General features: G+C 64.3%; 15 protein-coding genes. 9 read left to right on the top strand and 6 right to left on the bottom strand.

From position 1 onward, the window contains the following. The first annotated feature begins 373 nt into the window (after nucleotides 1–373). The 5 genes from BOH68_RS09535 (at nucleotide 374) to cydC (ending at nucleotide 8,166) form a co-directional block, all read left to right on the top strand. Nucleotides 374–1,657 (top strand): pyridoxal phosphate-dependent aminotransferase, encoded by a 1,284-nt coding sequence (locus BOH68_RS09535; protein ID WP_258038240.1) that lies wholly within the window; start codon nucleotides 374–376, stop codon nucleotides 1,655–1,657. Nucleotides 1,658–2,283: 626 nt separating this feature from the next. Then, nucleotides 2,284–3,690, top strand: coding sequence for a cytochrome ubiquinol oxidase subunit I (locus tag BOH68_RS09530; protein ID WP_077377272.1), 1,407 nt, complete (start codon nucleotides 2,284–2,286; stop codon nucleotides 3,688–3,690). 4 nt (nucleotides 3,691–3,694) lie between these two features. Next, nucleotides 3,695–4,693 (top strand): cytochrome d ubiquinol oxidase subunit II, encoded by a 999-nt coding sequence (gene cydB / locus BOH68_RS09525; protein ID WP_077375744.1) that lies wholly within the window; start codon nucleotides 3,695–3,697, stop codon nucleotides 4,691–4,693. Beyond that, nucleotides 4,686–6,470, top strand: coding sequence for a thiol reductant ABC exporter subunit CydD (cydD, locus tag BOH68_RS09520; RefSeq protein WP_077375747.1), 1,785 nt, complete (start codon nucleotides 4,686–4,688; stop codon nucleotides 6,468–6,470). The genes cydB and cydD overlap by 8 nt, the downstream gene beginning before the upstream one ends. Further along, complete coding sequence (gene cydC / locus BOH68_RS09515; RefSeq protein ID WP_077375750.1) at nucleotides 6,451–8,166, top strand: thiol reductant ABC exporter subunit CydC; 1,716 nt, start codon at nucleotides 6,451–6,453, stop codon at nucleotides 8,164–8,166. Before cydD ends, cydC begins: the two co-directional genes overlap by 20 nt. A 122-nt stretch (nucleotides 8,167–8,288) precedes the next feature. On the opposite strand, the gene dkgB is transcribed toward cydC, so the two are convergent. From dkgB to trxA, 6 genes are all read right to left on the bottom strand, one after another. Further along, nucleotides 8,289–9,095 (bottom strand): 2,5-didehydrogluconate reductase DkgB, encoded by an 807-nt coding sequence (gene dkgB, locus BOH68_RS09510; protein ID WP_077375753.1) that lies wholly within the window; start codon nucleotides 9,093–9,095, stop codon nucleotides 8,289–8,291. 175 nt (nucleotides 9,096–9,270) lie between these two features. Next, nucleotides 9,271–10,281 carry an alcohol dehydrogenase catalytic domain-containing protein gene (locus BOH68_RS09505; protein ID WP_077375756.1) on the bottom strand — a complete coding sequence of 337 codons (1,011 nt, stop codon included), beginning with the start codon at nucleotides 10,279–10,281 and terminating at the stop codon, nucleotides 9,271–9,273. Between the two features lie 73 nt (nucleotides 10,282–10,354). Further along, nucleotides 10,355–11,269, bottom strand: a complete 915-nt coding sequence (locus BOH68_RS09500) for a TIGR03571 family LLM class oxidoreductase (protein ID WP_077375759.1) — start codon at nucleotides 11,267–11,269, stop codon at nucleotides 10,355–10,357. Nucleotides 11,270–11,377: 108 nt separating this feature from the next. Next, on the bottom strand, nucleotides 11,378–12,559 hold the full coding sequence (locus BOH68_RS09495; protein ID WP_024952175.1) for an MFS transporter: 1,182 nt from the start codon (nucleotides 12,557–12,559) through the stop codon (nucleotides 11,378–11,380). 212 nt (nucleotides 12,560–12,771) lie between these two features. Next, complete coding sequence (locus BOH68_RS09490; protein WP_077375762.1) at nucleotides 12,772–13,890, bottom strand: L-dopachrome tautomerase-related protein; 1,119 nt, start codon at nucleotides 13,888–13,890, stop codon at nucleotides 12,772–12,774. Between the two features lie 192 nt (nucleotides 13,891–14,082). Continuing rightward, entirely contained in the window at nucleotides 14,083–14,406 is a 324-nt protein-coding gene (gene trxA, locus BOH68_RS09485) for a thioredoxin (protein WP_077375765.1), read from the bottom strand. A gap of 390 nt (nucleotides 14,407–14,796) precedes the next feature. On the opposite strand from trxA, the gene BOH68_RS09480 reads away from it, so the two are divergent. From BOH68_RS09480 to chrA, 4 genes are all read left to right on the top strand, one after another. Further along, a complete protein-coding gene (locus BOH68_RS09480; RefSeq protein ID WP_077375768.1) occupies nucleotides 14,797–15,246 on the top strand; it encodes an ArsR family transcriptional regulator in 450 nt (149 codons plus the stop codon). 104 nt (nucleotides 15,247–15,350) lie between these two features. Further along, nucleotides 15,351–16,454, top strand: a complete 1,104-nt coding sequence (locus BOH68_RS09475; protein WP_077375771.1) for an ArsJ-associated glyceraldehyde-3-phosphate dehydrogenase — start codon at nucleotides 15,351–15,353, stop codon at nucleotides 16,452–16,454. 1 nt (nucleotide 16,455) lies between these two features. Continuing rightward, on the top strand, nucleotides 16,456–17,775 hold the full coding sequence (arsJ, locus tag BOH68_RS09470) for an organoarsenical effux MFS transporter ArsJ (RefSeq protein ID WP_077375773.1): 1,320 nt from the start codon (nucleotides 16,456–16,458) through the stop codon (nucleotides 17,773–17,775). Between the two features lie 162 nt (nucleotides 17,776–17,937). Next, nucleotides 17,938–19,146: a chromate efflux transporter gene (gene chrA / locus BOH68_RS09465; RefSeq protein ID WP_258038242.1), complete on the top strand. Its 1,209-nt coding sequence runs from the start codon at nucleotides 17,938–17,940 to the stop codon at nucleotides 19,144–19,146. The last annotated feature ends 7 nt before the right edge of the window (nucleotides 19,147–19,153 follow it).

Here is a 19,153-nt window from a genome sequence, read left to right as displayed (position 1 = left end):
ATTGCTGAGTAGAACTGCTGAGAAGAACTGCTGAGAAGAACTGAAGGGAGGCATTGAAGAAAGGCGCTGGAGAGGTGCTGGAGAGGTGCTGGAGAGGTGCTGGATAGGTACTGAAGAGAAGTGCGAGGGAAGTGCGAGGGAAGGGGCCGGCGAAAAGCGGCCGGCGAAAAGCGGCTCGCTGATAACGGGCAAGGGAAAAGGAAAAGGGGCAAGGGAAAGACATGCCCGCCGGCAGTGGCCCCTGGCGGCGTTGCGAGAAGCGGGGCATCGGGTTACGGCGGCGCAACCGCGTGATGGATTGTGAGGCTTACGAAAGTCTTATATGTTGGTTTTGCTCATAAAGTATCAATAAATATAACGACAAGGACATGACATGACTGACGTTTCAGAGGCGGTGGTAGCAGAGGCGGTTGGGCCACAGCAGAGCCCTCATGAGCAAGGCATGACAGGGCCGGGCGCCGGCGAGACGGCGCGCAAGGCGCGGCCGGCGTCTCCCTCACGGCGCGGCTTTTTGGGCATGAGTGGCGCAGCGCTTGCCGGCGCGGCCCTCGGACAGTTCCTCCCCGGCATTCCGCAGGCTTTCGCCAAGGAGGCCCCCGCGACGGCGGCCACGCTCACGCCTTCCGCCAAGGCGCCGGTGCGACTCAACTACAACGAGAATGCCCTCGGCATGGCCCCCTCGGCGCAGCGTGCGGCCTCGGCGTCCATCGCGCATTCCAATCGTTATCCCTTCGCCCACATGGGCAAGTTGCAGTCACTGGTGGCGACGCATCACAAGGTGACCCCTGAAAGCGTGCTGTTCACGCCGGGCTCATCCGATGCGATTCGGGCCAGTGTGCTGGCGCATGCGACCCCGGACACTCAGCTGGTCATCCCGGAACTCACCTACGGCGATGGTGCCTTGTACGCCGGCTTCTATGATCTGGCGATCAACAAGGTGCCATCCTCGCGTGAGGACTGGTCGTTCAAGCTCTCTGACATGCAGCAGGCCGTGGCGGACCACGCCGGCCCGTCCATCGTCTATCTGGTGAATCCCAATAACCCGACCTCGACCATCATCTCCAGCGATGCGCTCTACGCCTGGGTCAATGCCAGCCGCTCCGACACGTTGTTCATCATCGATGAGGCCTATGCCGAATTCGTCAATGACCCGGCCTTCCGCTCTGCGGACAGTCTGGTGGCGGGGGGCGCGAAGAACGTGCTGGTGCTCAAGACCTTCTCCAAGATCCATGCCATGGCGGGGCTGCGGGTCGGCTATGCGGTGGGCGACGCCGAGCGTCTCGAGCATGTCTCGCATTACGTGGAAGATGACGCCATGACATTGTCCTACCCCGGGGTCATGGCGGCGACGGCCTCGATGCAGTCACCGGAGTTTCTGGCCCACAGCAAGCAGAGCAACGACGAAGCGCGTGCCATCTTTACCGCGACGCTCGATGAGCTGGGCTGGGAGTATCTGCCCAGTCAGACCAACTTCGTCTTCCATCGCATTTCCAGGCCGCTCAAGGAATTCCAGGCGGACATGAAGGCGCGTCATGTGTTGATCGGCCGTGCCTTCCCGCCGGCAGACGGCTGGTGTCGCATGTCGCTGGGCACCCCGGCGGAAATGCACTACGTGTCAGCCGTGTTGCGCGAGATGAAGGCGAAAGGCGTGGTGTGATCCGCATCGGCTCTTGCTGAAGCCAGCAGAAACCGGCATGCATCGAGACACCCCGGCAATCAGGTGTCTCGATGTGTTCGGTATGGTTCGCTCGGTTCTCGCGTGACCTGCTTCTCTGTTCTAAACCTCCACATTATCTTGACCCCGTTTCTCTGTCGCAAAGCGCTTCGCCGTTATTCGCTCTTGTACTTGCTTTCACATCCCAGATTATTCCTACAACATTCTCACTTGCGCTGATTCAACTCAGCGCTTGATATGGATCAAGTCGTGAAGGCCTGCAGGCGCTCATCATGGCGATGAGCGATCAAGGAGAGCTTGCCGCCTGAGGCAATGTTCATGGTCAAATATTGCGAGAAGACCGTCCTATTGAGTTTTTCTATATGGGGCATCGGGTCGCTGCGGCAATTTGTCCTGCGACAACATGCTATGCGACACCGACCTGCCAGACTTCTATGCTTGGACTCATGACCTCGTGAGTGCCGGATCATTTCTCTTTCGATGTGGGATATCTCCGAGAGATCTTTCCGCCCTCGATGCGTCAACAACTTGAAACCGCTGTCGGACAAGTTCCCGCCAGAAGGAACATGCCCAGCCATCCTGATGATCGTTATCGTGAGGAGTTGCCCATGGAACTGGATCCCGTGATCCTGTCGCGAATACAGTTCGGATTTGTCGTGTCATTCCACGCCGTCTTTCCGGTGTTCACCATCGGATTGGCTTCCTATGTCGCCTTGTTGCACGGTCTTTATTACAAGACCGGCAATGCCGCCTGGGACCGACTTGCCGCCTTCTGGGTGAAGGTGTTTGCCGTCGTGTTCGCCATGGGGGTGGTCTCGGGCATCGTGATGGCCTTCCAGTTCGGCACCAACTGGAGCAATTTCAGTTATGCCAGCTCCAACTTCATCGGGCCGATGCTCAGCTATGAGGTGGTGACGGCGTTCTTCCTTGAGGCAGGCTTCCTCGGCGTGCTGCTGTTCGGGCGTGGCAAGGTGCCGGAAGGGGTTCATCTGTTCGCGGCCCTGATGGTGGCGCTGGGCACCTTCATCTCCGCCTTCTGGATTCTCTCCACCAACAGCTGGATGCAGACACCGGCGGGAGTGGAGATGGTGGACGGCCACTTCTTCGTCAAGGATTGGGCCGCTGCCATCTTCAATGCCTCCCTGCCGTATCGCTTCGCCCACATGGCGATCGCCTCCTTCCTGACCGGTGGCTTCGTGGTGGCGGGGGTGAGTGCCTGGTATCTCCTGATCGGGCGCGATGTCGACGCCAACAAGCGTGCGCTGTCCATGTGCATGTGGCTGCTGCTGGTGCTGGCACCGGCGCAGGCGGTGGTGGGTGACATGCACGGCATCAACACGCTGGAGCATCAGCCGACCAAGGTCGCCGCGATGGAAGGCAACTGGGAGACCCAGTCGGGCGCGCCGCTCCTGCTGTTCGCCTGGCCGGACAAGGAGGCGCAGATGAACCACTTCGAGATCGCGATCCCGAAGCTGGCCAGTCTGATCCTGACCCACGACCCCGATGGCGTGGTACCGGGGCTCAAGGAGGTCGCACCTGACAAGCAGCCGCCGGTGTGGTTCGTGTTCTGGTCGTTCCGCGTGATGGTGGCGATGGGGCTCTTGATGATCGCCGTGGCCTTCATCGGTGTCTTCCTGCGCCGCGATGGCAAGCTCTATCGCTCGCGTCCCTTCCTGCAGACGTTGCGTCTGATGTCCATCGCGCCGTTCTTCGCCGTGCTGGCGGGGTGGTTCGTGACCGAGGCCGGGCGCTCGCCGTGGCTGGTCTACGAGATGATGACCCAGCAGGAGGCCATCACGCCGTCACTCACCGGCTGGATGGTGCTTACCACGCTGATCGGCTATTTCCTGGTCTATCTGGTGGTCTTCGTGACCGGCAGTTACTACCTGACCCGCGTCATCCGTGGTGGCATGCAACCGGAACTGCCCCATGACGATGTCGAGACCGCGATGCGCCCGCTGTCCGCCGCGCACGAGAGTCTGGACGATGATGCCAGCCGCACGGTAAGGAGTTGAGCTGATGGAAATGATCAATCTGACAATGATCTGGGCGCTGATCATCGGCTTCGGCGTCATGATGTACATCCTGATGGATGGCTTCGATCTGGGGGTGGGCATCCTGTACCCCTTCGCACCCGATGAGCACGCCCGTGACGTGATGATGAACTCGGTCGCGCCCATCTGGGACGGCAACGAGACCTGGCTGGTGCTGGGCGGGGCCGGGCTGCTGGCGGCCTTCCCGGCGGTCTACACCATCCTGCTGCCGGCGCTGTATCTGGGGGTCTTCCTGATGCTGGCGGGGCTGATCTTCCGGGGGATCGCCTTCGAGTTCCGCTTCAAGTCCTCGCGCAATCGTCACTGGTGGAACATCGCCTTCAGTGGCGGCTCCTTCCTGGCGACCTTCTGTCAGGGCGTGGTGGTCGGCGCCTACATCCAGGGCTTCGCCACCGAAGGGCATGTCTACGTGGGCGGCGCCTTCGACTGGCTGTCACCGTTCACCGTGATCACTGGGCTTGCGCTGGTGGCGGGGTATGCGCTGCTGGGCGCCACCTGGACCATCATGAAGAGCGAGGGTGAGGTACAGGAATGGGCCTATCGCATCACGCCGAAGCTGCTGATCGCCGTACTGGTGGGCTTCGCGGTCATCAGCCTCTACACCCCGTTCGTGGATGAGTATGTGCGGGAACGCTGGTTCGACCATCTGGGCGTGTTCTGGGTCTTCCCGGTGCTGGCGCTGTGCTGTGCGGCGCTGATCTGGCGGGCGGTCAACAAGCGTCAAGAAGGGCAGCCCTTCGTCGCGACGCTGGGACTGTTCCTGTTCACCTATCTGGGGCTGATCTTCAGCAAGTGGCCGTATCTGGTGCCGCCGGACATCACCCTGTGGGACGCGGCCTCCGCGCCGGAGTCGCAGCTGTTCCTGCTGCTGGGCGTGCTGTTCGTCATTCCGATGGTGCTGGGCTACACCGCCTGGAGCTACTGGGTGTTCCGCGGCAAGGTACAGGGGGTCGGCTATCACTGAGTCACTCAAGGCCCCGGTCGGCAAGGCTGGCCGGGTCACGCCAGACCGGGTCACGCCTGACCGAGGCTCCCGGGAACGACGCCAGGCAGGCAGATGGCTCCGACAGCAGGCGACGCGAGAGCGTCGCCTGCTTGGGTTTGCGGCCTTGTCCGGGATCGTGGCGGGTATCCTGACGGTCGCCCAGCTGGTACTGACGGCCTGGGTGATCACCGAAGCCATCGAGCATCCCGAGTCATTGGGGGCGCTGTGGTGGCCCTTCATCGGCCTGCTGGGGTTGCTGGGCGCGCGGGTGCTGGCGAGTGGTGGTCAAGAGCTGCTGGCCCAGCGTGCCAGCCAGCGACTGCGACAGGCCATTCGTGGCGAGGTACTGACGGCACTCGAGACGCTGGGGCCGGTGCGCGCCGCCCAGTATCACAGCGCCGATCTCGCCCAGCGCTGGGTGGAGCAGGTGGAAGCCCTGGAAGGCTACTTCGCGCGCTTTCATGTGCAGATGCGTCTGGTGGTGATCACGCCGCTGCTGATTCTGGCCATCGTGGTCAGTCTGGACTGGCTGGCGGCCATCCTGTTGGCGCTGACCGCGCCACTGATACCGCTGTTCATGGCGCTGGTCGGCATGGGGGCCGAGTCGCTCAATCGTGACCAGTTCCAGGCGGTCGCGCGGCTGTCGCGCCACTTCGTGGATCGCGTGCGTGCCATCACCACCCTGCGCCTGTTCGGGCTGGGGGAGCTGGCGACCCGCGAGGTGACGCTGGTGGCCGATGACTACCGCAAGCGCAGCCTGCGCACCTTGCGGCTCGCCTTCCTGTCATCCGCGGTGCTGGAGTTCTTTGCCTCGGTGTCCATCGCCGTGGTCGCCATCTACATCGGCTTCGGCCTGCTTGGTGACATTCCCATCGGGCCGGCCGATGAGCTGACCCTCTTCAGTGCGCTGGTGATCCTGCTGCTGGCCCCCGAGTTCTTCCAGCCGCTGAGAACCCTGTCGCAGTTCTACCATGATCGCGCCTCGGCGCTGGCCGCCTCCGAGACGCTGATGGAGATTCTCGAGGCTGCCGACATGGCGCCGCCTCGCCACGCCGATACCCGCCCAGACGCGACGGGCGAGCTGATGTGTCTGAGGGATGTCTGTCTGAGCCACCCCGAGCGCGGGCAGGTACTGGGCCCGCTGGAGCTGGCGCTGAGGCAGGGCGAGGTGCTGGTCGTCAGCGGGGCCTCCGGGGCGGGCAAGTCGACGCTGCTTCAGGTGATGGCCGGATTCGTCGCACCGGACAGGGGGCAGCGTCAGATAGCCCCCGCCACGCGTCTGGCCTGGATGGATCAACGTCCGCTGCTGATGCAGGGCAGTCTCGCCGACAATCTGCGTATCACCGCGCCGCAGGCCAGTGACGCCGAGATCATCACCGCGCTTGAGCGCGCAGGGCTCAAGGCCGAGCTTGCCGCCTTGCCGCAAGGCATCGCGACACCGCTCGGCGAAGGCGGGCGCGGGCTGTCCGGTGGGCAGGCACAGCGGCTGGCGCTGGCGCGGGTGTTTCTGAGCGATGCCTCGCTGGTGCTGCTTGATGAGCCCACCGCCAGTCTGGATGCCGAGACGGAACGTTATCTGATCGCGGGCTTCGAGCGGCTGAGCGCTCAAGGGCGGACCCTGGTGATCGCGACCCACCATCCGGCGCTGATCGCCATGGCGACGCGCCATCTGGTGTTGGAGGAGGGGCGAATCCTGCCAATGACAGCCACGGCGACGAGCCAACAGGAGGACGAGCGTGACGCATCCCGAGACTGACGGCGTGACCCTGCGCGAGGCGCTCACGCGTCTGGCCCCCTGGTGGCGCCTGCATGATCAATACCGTCGCCGTCTGATACTCGGCGTGGTGCTGATGATGCTGACGGCCTGTTCGGCGCTCGGCCTGCTGGCGGTCTCCGGCTGGTTCATCACCGCCTCCGCCCTGACGGGGGCCGCGCTGGCCGCCGGTGCGGGCATGACGCTGGATGTCTACACCCCCGGCAGCGGCATTCGGCTGTTCGCCGTCTCGCGCACCGTGTCGCGCTATCTGGAACGGCTCTACAACCACGACACCATCCTGCGTCTGCTGGCCAGCCTGCGCGGCACTGCCTTCGCCGCACTGGTGACGATGGACCCCGCGCGGGTGGCGGCGCGGCGCTCCAGTGATTGGCTCAATCGCCTCACCGCGGATATCGACACCCTGGATGCGCTCTACCTGCGTCTGGCGGCTCCGCCGCTGATGGCGCTGGGTCTGATCGCGGTGCTGGTGGCGCTGGTCGCTGTCTGGCTGCCGGCAACGGCGGCGTGGCTGGCGGGGTTCCTGGTGCTGGGCTGGGCCTGGCTGACGCTGGGGCAGGCGCGCTGGGGGCTGGTGGCCAGTCGGCGGCGCGTCACGACATTGGAGTCGTTGCGCTCGGCGCTGATGGAGACGTTGCGTGGTCAGGCGGAGCTTGAGGCCTATGCGGCGCTGGGCAGTGCCCGTCAGCGCCTGGATGAGATCGAGACCCGCCTGTTGAGAGATCAGTGGCGACTGGCGGTGATCACGGCCATCGGCAATGGGCTGGCCAGTCTGGTGATCGGCCTGTCGTGGTTGCTGTTGCTGGCGTCCGCCATGCAGGGAATGACGGATGAGCGACTGACGCCGGCGGTGATGGTCATGCTGCCGCTGGCGGCCATGGCGTTGAGTGAGGGCCTGGCGGGATTGCCGGCGGCCTTCACTCAGGCCGGTGCTACCCTGGGCGCTGCCGAGCGACTCAATGAGCTGTCCTCCGCCACGCGGCCGCTGGAAGGTCGGCAGACCCTGGCCAGCGGTGCCGTGCAGGTGCAGATCCAGCAGGTGTCGTGGCGCTATCCCGGTGCCTGGTTCGAGGCGCTTGACGAGATCACTCTCGAGATCACCCCCGGCACCCAGATGGCCATCTGCGGTGCTTCCGGCTCCGGCAAGTCCACGCTGGCGGCCTTGCTGACTGGCCAGACCCGGCTGCAGAGCGGCAGCATCACGCTCAACGGACAGCCTATCGACGCCTGCTCGCCCGAGTCACTGGCCCATGCCGTGGGATGCCTGACCCAACAGGTGGAATTGCTGGATGCCAGCCTTGCCGACAACCTGCGGCTGGGCGCGCGTCAGGCCAGTGATGAGGATGTCTGGCAGGCACTGGAGGCGGTGGATCTCGCCGAATGGGTGGCGCAACTGCCTCAGGGCCTCGCCACCCGAGTGGGTGAGGGCGGTCGGCAGGTCTCGGGCGGGCAGGCGCGGCGCCTGGGACTGGCGCGCCTGGTACTGACGGATCCGGGGCTGCTGATTCTGGATGAACCCTTCTCCGGGCTGGATGCGCGCACGGCACAGCGCATGGCACAGCGTCTGGAGGGCTGGTTCAAGGCGCGTACGGTGATCTATCTGCTGCATGAGCATGACCTGGCATCGCCGCGTCCCGGTACGCAGAGCATCACTTGGGTCTGGCGGCTAAAGGATTGAGCGATTGCCGGCCGCGGCGTCGAAGTCTGTCGGCCAGTATCCTTGGACAGCAACGCAAAAGGCCTCCCGAGGGAGGCCTTTTCATTTCTCTGACGTGGCATCAGGCACAGGCCTGAGGGCCATCAGTCCCAGTCAGGGGCGAAGTCCGGGTTGGCGATGCGCTCACCGCGATCCAGCTCGGCGATCTTCGCCATATCTTCACCGGTCAGTGACATGGAGAAGGCCTCGAAGTTGCTCTTGATGTTCTTCGCCTTGGTGGAGGACGGGAAGGTGACGATGTCCTGCATCTTGAGCCATGCCAGGGCGATCTGCGCCGGGCTGGCGTCATGACGTTCGGCGATGGCCTTGAGGGTGTCATCGTCCATCACCTTGCCGACTGCCAGCGGCATGAAGGCAGTGACTTCGATGCCCAGCTCGTGGCACTTGTCGATCACCTTGCGGTTTTGCAGGAACGGGTGGACCTCGACCTGGTTGGTGAGCAGCTCGTCACGCCCCACGATGCCCACGGCACGTTCCAGCTGTTCGCAGGTGAAGTTGGACACCCCGATGTGGCGTGCCTTGCCCGTTGCCTTCAGCTTGGCCAGTACCGGCAGGTAATCTTCCATCGGCACTTCATCGTTGGGCGACGGCCAATGGATGAGCAGCAGGTCGACGTGATCGGTCTGCAGGCGTTCCAGGCTCTCCTCGACACTCTTCTCCATGTCACCCGGCACCAGGCGGTCGTGCCAGATCTTGGTGGTGATGAAGAGCTCTTCGCGCGGCACCTTGCTGTCGGCGATGATTTGCCCGACTTCCGCTTCGTTGCCATAGAACTGGGCGGTATCGATGTGGCGATAGCCGGTGTCCAGTGCGGTATTCAGGCTGTCACGCAGCGTCTCGCCCTCGAGACGGAAGGTGCCAAATCCGGGATTCGGTAGGGTAGTCGACATGCAATAACTCCTGTTGAGGGCGCCCGATGTCTGGTGCAGTGAAGGGCGCGTATCCATGTGTGTTCCCCTCATGACTGGGGCTTGATCAGCGACATGACAACCACGCGACGCTGCATCAGTCCTGTGCCACTGTCGCAACAATGGCACCCAGGCCGCGTGCCTTCTGCCTTTCCGCTCATTCGTTGGCCGTGATCACGAATTTCAGCGCTCGGCGTTCGCCACGCTTCAGCTCGGCAAGGCAGGCTGGCAGCGCCGTGAATGATTCGATGCAGGGCGCCGGCTGGTTCAGGGTGCCATCGGCGATCGCTTCCAGAAGACCTTCCCCCGCCGCGACCAGGCGTGCCCAGCCCTCATCGTCACCCGCCCAGTGCAGTGCCCCGAGTGCGACTTCGTGTTGCGAGATGGCGCGATCGAAGGCCGGCGCGGCCGCCTGCTCCAGACGGTCCTGGATACAGACGATATGGCCGTTGGCCCCCAGGTGGCGGGTCATCTTGCGGGCGTGATCCCCATTGACGGTATCGATCACGGCGTAGACCGGGGCGTCCAGCTGCTCGGCGTCCGTCAGGGTCTCGTCGGCGCCCAGCGCCTTGAGGTCCGCGTGGCGCTTCTCGGAGGCGACGGCGATGACGTGGAAGTCGCGCTGTCGGGCCAGCTGGATCAGCCAGCGGCCCACGCTGCCGGAGGCACCGGTGATCAGCAGGCGTCGACCGGCCTTGACGGGCAGCTTCTCGATGGCGAGCCATGCGGTCAGCGCCGGGCAGGGGAAGGCGGCGGCGTCATTGAAGCCCAGGGTAACGGGCAGGCGCATCACGGCCCGCGCCGGGACGCGCAGGCGCTTGCTGAAGGTCCCCGGCCCCGCCAGGGTGGTGTGGACCGCGATGCGATCTCCCGGGGAGACGTGGGTGACATTCGCGCCGCAGGCGACCACCTCACCCGAGGCATCGACCCCGGGAATCTGACCGGCTTGCCACAGCTCGGTGTCCATCGCCATGAACTTCCAGTCGACGGGATTGAGGCCGATGGCACGCGTGGCGACCAGTACCTCGTCGTCTCCCGGTGCGCCGATGTCCACCTCTGTATGCTCGAGCGCCTCAGGCTCTCCCGGCCCCTGCCATACCCAGGCGGGCGCTCTGGTGGTGCCGTGACGGATGTCTTGCGGGGTGGTGGTTTCCGTGGAATCTGACATGGGATCTCCTTCAAGCGTGAATGGTGAATCCTTTCCGCCATGGCGGGGGCAGGGCAGCGCGACCCGTCAGCCCTCATGAAAAGTGCGGCAGCACCTCACGGCCCAGTTCCTCGAGGGTTTCCGTGAGCGGGCGGCGATTGCGGCGCAGATGGAAGCCGATGTGATTCACTCCGGCATCCTGCATGGCTGACAGTTCTTCCATGAGGGCAAGGCGGCCACTCGACAACCCGAAGCGATGACGACGCACCGGGGCGTGCGGGTCATCTTCCAGATTGAGGTGGATGAAACTGACGTAGGGCTTGTCACCGGCGACCTGACGCCAGAGTGCCACGCGGCGGATGTGATCCTGTGGCGTGCCCGGGTAGGCCAGCCAGCCGTCCATCTCGCGACCGATCCACTCGGGCGTCTGCTGGGAGAGCCCGGCGCTCAACAGCGGCGGACGCGTCGCGGCAGGCAGGATGGCCTGACCGTCACGCAAGGCGTCATCCGCCTGGCCCTTGATGACGTCCACCGCATGGCGAAAGGCGGCACCGCGGGTGGAGAACTCCTCACCGAACAGCGGGTATTCCGCCGGTCGGTCGCCACTGGCGACGCCCAGCAGCAGGCGGTCTTCGCTCAGGGCCTGCACGCTGGCGGCGGCCTTTTTCACCAGCCACGGCTGGCGCAGCGGCAGCACCGCGGCGGCAGTGCCCAGCAGCAGGTTGTCGGTGTGACTGGCCAGATAGCCCAGATAGGTGAACAGCTCGAAGACCTGGCCGGCATCGCCGAAGGCGGGGTCGAACAGCGGCACGTCACGCAGCCAGGCGGCGCGGAAGCCGAGCCTGTCGACCTGGCCGATCAGCTCGGCATGGGCGCGCATGTCAGGGACGCCGAAGGGTGTGGAGGGGGCTCTGTCAGTGCGCACCCAGTCATTGTCCAGAGGCAGTTCGACGCCGAGGGTCAGGGGGCCCTGGGTGAGGTGATCCAGTGGGCGGGTCGGGGAGATCATGGTGGACTCCTTCAGCAAGCAGGTGGGTAGACGACGGTGCCCCCGAGCCAGCAGGCTGAGCTGTCGGAATCGGGGGCACGTCGTGATGGCGGTAGGCTGCAGGGCGGATCAGGCGGTCGCGATGGAAGACGCGTGACGCTTGTCGAGGCGACCGGCCAGCAGGGTCAGCAGCAGGGCGGCGGTGACGATCAGCGCGCCGATCCAGGCGGTGTCGGTCAGTGCCATCCCGGAGACCACCTGGCCGCCGACGATGGAGCCCAGCGCGATGCCGATGTTGAAGGCCGCGATGTTGAGGCCGGAGGCCACGTCAACGGCCTGCGGCACGAAGCGTTCGGCCTGCTGCACGACGTAGACCTGCAGTCCCGGCACGTTGCCGAAGGCGAAGGCACCCCAGATCAGGATGGTGATCACGGCCGTGATCGGGTTGGCGGCAGTGAAGGTCAGCACGCCGAGGATGACGATCAGGCCACCGAAGATCAGGGTCAGGGCGCGAATCGGGCCCATGCGGTCAGCCAGCTTGCCGCCCTGGATGTTGCCGATGGCCACCGAGACGCCGTAGACCAGCATGATCAGACTGATGGCGCCTTCATTGAAGCCACTGACGTCCTGCAGCAGCGGAGCCAGATAGGTGAAGGCCGTGAAGGTGCCGCCGTAGCCGAGAATGGTGATCAGGTAGACCAGCAGCAGGCGCGGATGGGTCAGCACCTTGAGCTGTTGGGCGAAGGTGGCCGGTACGTTCTTCTTGAGATTGTTGGGCACCAGGATGGCGCTGCCGATCAATGCCAGCACGCCGAGCACCGAGACAACCAGGAAGGTGGCGCGCCAGCCGAAGTGCTGACCGATCCAGGTGCCCAGCGGCACGCCGGTGACCAGTGCCACGGTCAGGCCGGTGAACATGATGGCGATCGCACTGGCTTCCTTGTCCTTGCTCACCAGGCTTGTCGCGATGGTGGAGCCGATGGAGAAGAACACCCCGTGGGCCAGGCCAGTCAGGATGCGCGCCGTGATCAGCGAGCTGTAGCTGGGTGCCTGCCAGGCCAGCAGGTTGCCGGCGATGAACAGCGCCATCAGTCCCAGCAGCACCAGCTTGCGATTGAAGCGGCCGGTCAGGGCGGTCAGCACGGGGGCACCGATGGCGACACCGACGGCATACAGGCTGACCAGCAGGCCAGCGGAAGGCAGAGAGACGCTCAGATCCTGAGCGATGGTGGGCACCAGTCCGACGATCACGAATTCGGTGGTCCCGATGGCAAAGGCGCTCAACGTCAGCGCCAGCAGGGCAAGAGGCATGGCAGTTCTCCATCAGCAATGGGTGGGTCTTGGATGCTGTGCAGTCTGCCGTGGTTGAGTTTTGCGATAAACGGAGTGATTCGCAAAAGACCTTTGTGATTATTGAAAATATCCGCGTGTGGACATGGCCTCCGCCGTTCAGGGGACCAACACGACAACGCCCGCACTCCACTGAAGGAGCACGGGCGTTGTCGTGTCGAGAGGCTGCTGGCTCAGTCGTCCGTCGGCCAGACCTTGTAGATATGGTAGGGCGGCTGACCCTCGTCCTCTCCGCCTGCGAAGGGCGGCGTGCTGTCCAGCTGATTGACGGTGACATACAGCCAGCCGTCAGCGGCCATGCGCACGCCATCCGGCCAGTCGAGGCGCTCGTCGCGGACCAGCGGCGTCAGTTTGCCGTCCGCCCCCAGCACATCCAGCCCATGCTGATTGAGGTTGGTGAAGTAGTGTATGCCCCCGGCGGTATCCGCACCGTCCGAGATGGGCTTGTCGCCGACACGCGTGATGGCGGCGGCAATGGTGTCGTGATCGGCATCTTCACGCAGCAGTCTGGCCGGGACGCTGTACCAGCTGTGGCCGGTCATGGCACCGAAGAAGACCGTCTCGCCGTCATCGGACAGGGTGATCGGGTCGACGCCCACCTTGGCGGGCTTGCCATTGAACGGGATGTCACGGCCATCGATCTTCAGGGTGGCGTCTGGCTCGGCTTGCAGTGCGGCGTGTTGGCTGAATCGGGACACCTCGCCGGAGGCCAGATCGACGGTGATCAGGCCCAGGTTGGCGATATCGGCCAGATACGCCACGCCGCGACTGCGATCCACTGCCAGGTCCTGCACGAAGCTGCCTTCAGGGGCGATATCAGTGGGCAGGGTCAGCTTGGTGATCAGCTTGCCCGAGGCAACGTCGAAGCCCCACAGGCGGGTCTTGCCCAGATGCAGGCCCATGTCGGTGATCCAAAGGCCTCCCTGGCCGTCCTGATAGATGCCCAGCGGGGAGTCGATGGTGGCGTCGCTGTAGCGGCCGGCGTGGGTCTGGAAGGCGGGTGAGGGCCAGGCACGATAGCTGTTCTGTCCGGTGATCTCGACCAGCTGCACGTCGTGATCGCCATCCATCGGGTGGATGGTCGCGAAGACTCGTCCGGCGGGTGTCACGGCGACGTTGCCGGGACGTATCTGCATCACGGCCACCGAGCGCATCTCACCGTAGGCCGGGCCGGGTTTGAGGGACGAGGTGGTGGCGGGCAGGGTGGAATGGCCGGTGGCGCAGCCCGTCAGCAGGCCTGAGAGCAGGGCGAACACGCCCAGATATCGGGTCGAACGGACGGCGTTGTGCATCAATGCTTCCTTGTCTGGTGAGGCGGATGTGACGGTCGTCTTCAGCGTCTCGTCTCGGGAGACGGCATGTTTCATCGCCTACAATTATCAATTAAATCAAACAGGTAGGGTAACTCAAGTCACAGTGCTGTCCAAAAAAAACGCCCTGCGAGAGGGCGTTTTCGAGGCCGGGCAGACCCGGCGCTGATGTGATCAGGCGTGACGCGCGATCATGGCATCGAAGTTTTCCTTCGGCTGCACGCCGGTCAGGGCTTCGATCTTCTCGCCGGACTTGAACAGGGCGATGGTCGGCAGACCGCGGACGCCGTTCTGCGCAGCGAGATCCGGTGCATCGTCGACATTGATGGCAACGACCTTGAGGGCGTCACCCTGTTCTTCTGCGATGGATTCGACGATCGGGTCGAGCATCTTGCACGGGCCGCACCACGGCGCCCAGAACTTCACCAGCACCGGCTGCTCGCTCTCGATGACTTCCTGGGTGTAGTTGCTGTCTACCACTTGCGCAAAATCAGCCATTTGACTCTCCTGTGCACCCCTGAGGATGCGTGATTCAGATTGGCACCGCACGTGCCGGATGGGCACACACTAACGCCCCTGGACTTTCGTTCGCAAGCGCATTCTCTCATGTCAGCAGAAACATATGCGTGCCGATCAAGCAACAGTGGAGGCTTGCCGCGACCGCTGGCGAGGAGGATTTTTCGCCTGTCTTCTCTTCTGTTCTGTTCTGTTCTGATACCGAACGAGCCAAGCGAGTGACGTCAGCGTGTGACATCAGTGAGACATGCACGCCGTCACGCGGCTGACATGACAGTGTCACTTGATATATGGAAAATCGTATATATGATTTTCCATATATCGAATCGTCACCGATCTCGCATCTCTCGCACTCTGCCCAAGGAAGCTGTCATGAAGTCGTCAAGTCACGATGCGGCGCTGGAGGATGGCGTTGCCGCTTCCCTGACCCCGTTGGGGATATTCAAATGTCTGGCCGAAGATACCCGCTTGACCATCATGCAATTGCTGAGCGAGACGGGAGAATTGTGTGTCTGCGAGCTGATCTGGCTGCTGGAGCGGCGTGAGCAGGACATGCCGGCACGCGAGATGCCCCACGCAGGTGGAGAGCGCCCCGGCATCTCGCAGCCCAAGGTCTCGCGCCATCTCGCACAGCTGCGCGACTGCGGACTCCTGAGCAGCGAGCGACGCGGACAGTGGGTGTATTACCGGCTGAGCCCCGCCATGCAGGGCTGGCGACACGCGATCCTGATGGCGGCCTGCGAGGCACAGCAGGAGGAGGTGGCGCGCTGGCGTCAGTGGCTGGCGGCCATGCCCAATCGTCCCGAGCGCTGCGCCAGTTGACGCGCCTGCCAATATCCATCGCAGGCAGGCAGGCGTCTGCCCAGCCCCCCGCCTGAAACACGTCACACCCCTGATCCCACATTGACCCTCACGAGGAAATTACGATGCCTGCTCACGATGCTCCGTCCTACAGCGCTTCACTGACGCTGCCCGCTGGTCTGCCACCTCTGCGTATCGGCATCAATGGCTTCGGCCGTATCGGCCGGCTTGCGCTGCGCGCGCTGTGGAAGCTGCGCGAGGATGTCGCGCTGGACGTGGTGCGCATCAATGACCCGGGTGGCGATGCCGCGACCTTCGCCCATCTGCTGGAATTCGATTCCGTACATGGCCAGTGGTCGCCGGGCGCGGGAATCACCAGTGACGATGAGAGCATCATCATCGATGGTCAGCGCACGACGTTCTCCAGCCAGCGTGAGATCAGTGACACCGACTGGTCGGGTTGTGACGTGGTGATCGAGGCCTCCGGCAAGAAGAAGAGCACCGAGGTGCTCAATGCCTATCTCGAGCAGGGCGTGGCGCGTGTCGTGGTCTCCGCGCCGGTCAAAGAAGCGGGCGTACTCAATATCGTCATGGGCGTGAACGATCATCTCTATGATGCCCAGACGCATCGCATCGTGACGGCGGCCAGCTGTACCACCAACTGTCTGGCGCCGGTGATCAAGGTGATTCAGGAGCAGTTCGGCATTCGCCATGGTTCCATGACGACCGTGCACGACATCACCAATACTCAGACGATTCTGGATGCGCCGCACAAGGATCTGCGCCGTGCGCGGGCCTGCGGCATGAGCCTGATTCCGACGACCACCGGCTCCGCCAAGGCGATCAGCGCCATCTTCCCGGAGCTGGAAGGCCGACTGAACGGCCACGCCATTCGCGTGCCGCTGGCCAATGCCTCTCTCACCGACATGGTGTTCGAGCTCGATCGCGAAGTGACGGTGGAGGAGGTCAATCAGGCGCTGCAAACTGCGGCAAAAGGCGAGCTTTCCGGGGTGCTGGGATATGAGACACGCCCGCTGGTGTCGATCGATTTCCGTACCGATTCCCGCTCCAGCATCATCGATGCGCTCTCGACCATGGTGGTCGCGGGGACCCAGCTCAAGCTGTACGCCTGGTACGACAACGAATGGGGCTACGCCAATCGCACCGCGGAACTGGCACTGAAAGTCGGCCTGGGTGATCTGACCGACGCCAGCACACAGGAGCGCTGACATGCTTGCCCGCCTGCAAGAGCTGCCCCATGAGGTGCGCCAGTACCTGCTGGTGACCGGCAACTACTGGGCCTTCACGTTGACCGATGGCGCGCTGCGCATGCTGGTGGTGCTGCACTTCCACTCGCTGGGCTATTCGGCGCTGGACGTGGCGATGCTGTTCCTGTTCTACGAGGCCTTCGGTGTCGTCACCAATCTGGTCGGCGGCTGGCTCGGGGCACGGCTCGGCCTCAATCGCACCATGAATGCGGGGCTTGCGATGCAGCTGGTGGCGCTCGGCATGCTGCTGGTGCCGGAACCCATGCTGACGGTCATCTGGGTGATGATCGCCCAGGCGCTGTCCGGCATCGCCAAGGACCTCAACAAGATGAGCGCCAAGAGCGCCATCAAGGTGCTGGTGCCCAAGGGGCAGCCGGTGGAGGAATCGCAGAGCGCGCTGTATCGCTGGGTCGCGTTGCTCACCGGCTCCAAGAATGCGCTCAAGGGACTGGGCTTCTTCCTGGGCGGGGCGGCGCTCAGTCTCATCGGCTTCCAGGGCACCGTCATGGTCATGTGGCTGATGCTGGCAGGCGTGCTGGTGCTGTCACTGCGCAAGCTGTCGGCATCACTGGGGCAGAGCAAGGCCAGTCGCAAGCCGGCATTCCGTGAGATGTTCTCGACCTCGCGGGCGGTCAATGTGCTCTCGGCGGCTCGACTGTGCCTGTTCTCGGCCCGTGACGTCTGGTTCGTGGTGGCCTTGCCGGTGTATCTGGCCGAGGTACATGGCTGGCATTTCTGGACGGTCGGCGTGCTCATGGCCGCCTGGGTGATCGGCTATGGCGGTGTCCAGACCCAGGCGCCACGCATCACCGGTCCGCTCTCACGCCGCTTGAACGGCGCCACCGGCGTCCGCTGGGTCACGGTGTCGCTGGCGGCCGGCCTGGCCCTGCTGCCGGCGCTGATGGCCAGCCTGCCGCTGGATGCGCCACAGGCGGCCGATATCAGTGGTGCCATCCTGTTGGGGTTGGCGCCACTGGAATGGTTGATCATCGGCCTGTTGGTGTTCGGGGCCGTCTTTGCGGTCAATTCCAGCTGGCACAGCTATCTGATCGTGCGCTTCGCGCGCAATGAAGGCGTGTCGATGGATGTCGGCTTCTATTACATGGCCAACGCCATGGGGCGCCTGCTGGGCACCTTGCTGTCCGGATGGCTCTATCAGGCCTATGGGCTGGAAGCCTGCCTGTGGTGGTCGGCCGGATTGGTGGCGGCGAGTGCCGTGATGGCCCTTGCCTTGCCGCAGGAGTCACACGCAACATCCGATTCGCCTGCCGGCAGTACCTGAGTACCTGAGTACCTGAGTACCTTGCAAGGTGTCGCCTGAGGGATCACTTCCTGATCCCCCGACGCCTGTCCATGCCCCCAGCGCCACCTTCTACAGAGACGCCACATGTCATCCAGTCACGATCGTGTTTCAACCAGGCAGGCGCCGCACGAGGCCGACGGTGTGACCGCCGTATCCTCTCGCGAGCGATATCGGGACGTGCTGCTCACCTTCCTCACGCTGGGGCTGACCAGCTTCGGCGGGCCGATCGCGCACCTGGGCTACTTCCATGCGGAGCTGGTCCGCCGGCGCGGCTGGCTGAGTGATGCGGCCTACGCCGAGCTGCTCGCGCTGTGCCAGTTCCTGCCGGGGCCGGCCAGCAGTCAGGTCGGCTTTGCACTGGGCATGGTGCGTGGTGGCGGGGTGATGGGTGGGGTGCTCGCCTGGGTCGGCTTCACCTTGCCGTCTGCGCTGGCACTGCTGGCATTGGCGCTGGTGGCGGCCAGCCTCGAAGGACCGCTGGCTTCCGGGGTGATCCACGCCTTGAAGCTGGTGGCGGTGGCGGTCGTTGCCCAGGCGATCTGGGGCATGGCGCGCACGCTGTGCCCGGACCGACGGCGCGCCGGGCTGGCGCTGTTGGCCATGCTGGGCCTGGCGCTGGCGCAGAGCGCCTGGACGCAGGTCGGAGTGATCGCGCTGGGCGCGCTGCTCGGCAGCCTGCTGTGTCGTGATGACAGTGCGGCCCTTGTTCGCCAGCAGGCGGGGGCAGCGGGGCTGTCGCTGCCGGTCTCGACGCGCCTGGCTCGCGCCTGTCTGATCACCTTCTTCGCGCTGTTGATCGCGCTGCCGCTGCTGGCCTCCGGCAGTCTGGTCGAGATCTTCTACCGTGCCGGGGCGCTGGTATTCGGGGGCGGGCATGTGGTGCTGCCGCTGTTGGAGGCCTCCACCGTCGAGACGGGGCGTATCGCGGCCGATACCTTTCTCACCGGCTATGGGGCCGCGCAGGCGGTGCCGGGGCCACTGTTCACCTTCGCCGCCTGGCTGGGAGCGGGCATGGCCCAGGTGGGCGGGGATTCGGCAGTGCTCGGCGCCATCATTGCGCTGTTGAGTCTCTTCCTGCCGGGGATTCTGCTGTTGATCGGCGTGGCACCCCTGTGGGGGCGCCTGCGTGCACGGCCCGCAGCACGCGCTGCGCTCGCGGGCGCCAATGCGGCGGTCGTCGGCGTGCTGGGCATGGCGCTGTATGACCCCTTGTGGACCACCAGTGTGCTGAGTCATCTGGACGTCGTCATCGCGTTGGCGGCCTTCATCGCGCTGACCCGCTTCGCGCTGGCACCCTGGAAGCTGGTGCTGGCGATGGTGATTCTCGGGGCGGTACGTGGGGTGATGTAAGCCTGTC

This window comes from Cobetia sp. MM1IDA2H-1, from assembly GCF_002916775.2.
GTDB classification, from domain to species: Bacteria; Pseudomonadota; Gammaproteobacteria; order Pseudomonadales; family Halomonadaceae; genus Cobetia; species Cobetia marina.
Note: the sequence above shows the minus strand (reverse complement) of the source record. Positions and strands in the feature narration are given on the sequence as shown.